The organism is Kineococcus vitellinus (assembly GCF_009906315.1).
Lineage (GTDB): Bacteria > Actinomycetota > Actinomycetes > Actinomycetales > Kineococcaceae > Kineococcus > Kineococcus vitellinus.
In genome coordinates, this window is record NZ_JAAALL010000398.1 from 1 (window position 1) to 3,131 (window position 3,131).

The window sequence follows — 3,131 nt, forward strand, 5'->3', positions numbered from 1 at the left end:
CCGCTGGCGGCTGCTGCTCGGCGACGCCGCGGACGGCTGCGCCCCGCGCCTGGCCGGCGCGGACCTCGCGGTCGACGCCGCGCTGGCCGCGCTCTACGACGTCCCCGACGCGGCGCCCGGTGCGCGGGGGCGGCGCTCCGCCGGCCTGGGCGGTTCCGCCCCGCGGGTGGCGCGCTGGCTGGGCGACGTGCGCACCTACTTCCCCTCCAGCGTCGTGCAGGTCATGCAGCGCGACGCCGTGGAGCGGCTGGACCTGACGAGGATGCTGCTGGAGCCGGAGCTGCTGGGGGCCGTGCAGCCCGACGTGAACCTCGTCGGCACCCTCCTCAGCCTGAGCCGCGTCCTGCCCGAGCGCACGAAGGAGACCGCCCGCCAGGTCGTCGCCGAGGTGGTGCGCCAGATCGAGGCCCGCGTCGCCGACCGCACCACCTCCGCGGTGGCCGGGGCCCTGGACCGCGCCGCCCGCACCCGCAGGCCGCGGCTGCACGACGTCGACTGGGGCGCGACGATCCGCGCGAACCTCGCCCACTACCTGCCCGAGCACCGCACCGTGGTCCCCGAGCGGCTGGTCGGCCACGGCCGGCGCCAGCAGGTGGTGGCCAAGGAGGTCGTCCTGGCCATCGACCAGTCCGGTTCGATGGCCGAGTCCGTCGTCTACGCGAGCGTGTTCGGCGCGGTGCTGGCGAAGATGCGCACCCTGAAGACGACGCTCATCGCCTTCGACACCGAGGTCGTCGACCTCACCGAGTCCCTCACCGACCCCGTCGACGTCCTGTTCGGCGTGCAGCTGGGCGGCGGCACCGACATCAACCGGGCCATCGCCTACGGGCAGGAGCGCATCACCCGCCCCGCCGACACCCTGTTCTTCCTCATCAGCGACCTCTACGAGGGCGGTGTCCGCGACGAGATGGTCAAGCGGGTGGCCGCGATGGGGGCCGCCGGTGTCCAGGTGGTCGTGCTGCTGGCCCTGTCCGACAGCGGTGCGCCCGCCTTCGACCGGGAGAACGCGGCCGCCCTGGCCGCCCTCGGCGTCCCGGCGTTCGCGTGCACCCCGGACGCCTTCCCCGACCTGCTGGCGCTGGCGATGACCGGCGGTGACGTCGGCGCGTGGGCGCAGCGGGAGATCGCCGCCGCCAGCGCTCCGCAGCGGTAGGCGTGCGGGGCAGCAGGTCCGGGACGACGAAGGCCCCGGTCCCTGACGGGACCGGGGCCTTCGCCCTGCGGCGGTGGCGGTGGGATTTGAACCCACGGAGGAGTTGCCCCCTCACACGCTTTCGAGGCGTGCTCCTTAGGCCGCTCGGACACACCACCGTGGTCAACCTTACACGGACCGCGGAAGTGCTCCGCTCACCCGCGGCGCTCGGCGAAGAAGTCGTCGAGCAGTCGCTCGCAGTCGTCGGCCAGCACGCCGCCGGCCACCTCCACGACGTGGTTGAGGCGCCGGTCGCGCACGACGTCGCGCAGCGAGCCCGCCGCCCCGAAGCGCGGGTCCCACGCGCCGAGCACGAGCCGGTCGACGCGGGCCAGGACGGTCGCACCCGCGCACATCGTGCACGGTTCCAGGGTCACCACGAGCGTGCAGCCGCTCAGCCGCCACTCGCCGCGGGTCGCGGCCGCCGCGCGCAGCGCCAGGACCTCCGCGTGGGCGGTGGGGTCCCCGGCCGCCTCCCGCTCGTTGCGGCCGACGCCGACGAGCTGCCCGCCCTCGTCGACGACCACCGCCCCGACGGGCACGTCGCCGCTGGCGCGGCAGGCCTCGGCCTCGGCCAGGGCCAGGCGCATCCACCGTTCCCACTGCGCGGGAACGGCCAGCGCGCTCAGCGCAGCGACTCCACGACGTCGGCGAAGCCCAGCAGCTCGCCGATCTCGACCGTGGCGGCCGAGGGGTCCTCGCCGGAGGCGGCCAGCCGCAGCAGGACCTGGGCGGGGCAGCCCAGGTCGGCCAGCAGCTCCGGGTCGCCCGCCCAGACGTCCTCGACGAGCGTGCCGGGGCGCGCGGCCTCCTCGGCCACCGCCTCCTCCTCGTCCTCCTCGTCGTCGGCGGCCTCCTCGTCGGCGCCCGCCGCACCGCTCGCCAGCTCGCCGGCGGCGGGCAGCTCCGCGAACAGCGGCGCGTAGGCGCTGTCGGCCGCGGCGACGGCGTCGGAGACGAACACGCGCGCGTCGCCGTCGCCGTCGGTGCGCACCAGCGCGAACCACTCGTCCTCGCGCTCGAGGACCGCGAGGACGGGGACGTCGCCGTCGACCGCGCCGCGCAGCACGTCGGCGAGCTCGTCGGGGGAGCCGGCTTCCAGGTCGACGTCCACCGACCGCCAGTCGCGGTCGTCGCCGGAGCCTTCGGGGGAGAGCACTGCGGTGAAGTACGCCACGGACCCATCGTGGCAGCCCGGCCGCGCAGGCGGCCAGCACGTCCGGGCGCGGAGGCGCCCGGCACCGCCCGGCACGACTACTTTGGGCTCCCATGCGCCTGTCCGTCATCGACCACCCGCTCGTCGCCCACAAACTCACCGCGTTGCGGGACCGGACGACCGACTCCCCGACGTTCCGCCGCCTCGCGGACGAACTGGTCACCCTGCTGGCCTACGAGGCGACGCGCGACGTCGCGGTGGAGCCGCACCCGGTGACGACGCCCGTGGCGCCCACCACGGGCGTGCGGATCCGCTCGCCCAAGCCGATCGTCGTGCCGATCCTGCGCGCCGGGCTCGGCATGCTCGACGGCATGGTGCGGCTGCTGCCGACCGCCGAGGTCGGGTTCCTCGGCCTCCTGCGCGACGAGACGACCCTGCAGGCGAAGACCTACGCCAACCGGCTGCCCGACGACCTGTCGGGGCGGCACTGCTTCGTGCTCGACCCGATGCTGGCGACCGGCGGAACCCTGGTGGCCTCCATCACCTACCTGCTGGAGCGCGGGGCGCGGGACGTGACCGCCATCTGCCTGCTGGCCGCCCCCGAGGGCCTGGAGGTCGTGCGCCGGGCGTTCGACGCGCACGCCCAGGTGACCGTGGTCACCGCGGCCGTCGACGAGCGCCTCGACGAGAACGGCTACATCGTCCCCGGCCTCGGCGACGCGGGGGACCGCCTCTACGGCGTCGTCTGAGCCGGCCGGCGGGCCGCCCCCGCGTCGCCGAGGC

Annotated in this window: 4 protein-coding genes and 1 tRNA gene; 2 read left to right on the forward strand and 3 right to left on the reverse strand. The window is 75.5% G+C overall.

Features of this window, described 5'->3' with window-relative positions; translation table 11 throughout:
* Positions 1 to 1,153: VWA domain-containing protein (locus tag GTQ99_RS21465; protein ID WP_166617729.1), on the forward strand; the 1,153-nt coding region annotated here is incomplete at its 5' end.
* Positions 1,154 to 1,224: 71 nt separating this feature from the next.
* Here GTQ99_RS21465 and GTQ99_RS21470 read toward each other — a convergent pair.
* The 3 genes from GTQ99_RS21470 to GTQ99_RS21480 form a co-directional block, all read right to left on the reverse strand.
* Positions 1,225 to 1,311: transfer RNA gene (locus tag GTQ99_RS21470), tRNA-Ser, on the reverse strand.
* A gap of 36 nt (positions 1,312 to 1,347) precedes the next feature.
* Positions 1,348 to 1,812: a tRNA adenosine(34) deaminase TadA gene (tadA, locus tag GTQ99_RS21475; RefSeq protein ID WP_420814601.1), complete on the reverse strand. Its 465-nt coding sequence runs from the start codon at positions 1,810 to 1,812 to the stop codon at positions 1,348 to 1,350.
* 5 nt (positions 1,813 to 1,817) lie between these two features.
* Positions 1,818 to 2,369, reverse strand: a complete 552-nt coding sequence (locus GTQ99_RS21480; RefSeq protein ID WP_166617731.1) for a tRNA adenosine deaminase-associated protein — start codon at positions 2,367 to 2,369, stop codon at positions 1,818 to 1,820.
* A gap of 92 nt (positions 2,370 to 2,461) precedes the next feature.
* Between GTQ99_RS21480 and upp the strand changes: the two genes are divergently transcribed.
* Positions 2,462 to 3,097 (forward strand): uracil phosphoribosyltransferase, encoded by a 636-nt coding sequence (upp, locus tag GTQ99_RS21485; RefSeq protein ID WP_166617732.1) that lies wholly within the window; start codon positions 2,462 to 2,464, stop codon positions 3,095 to 3,097.
* The last annotated feature ends 34 nt before the right edge of the window (positions 3,098 to 3,131 follow it).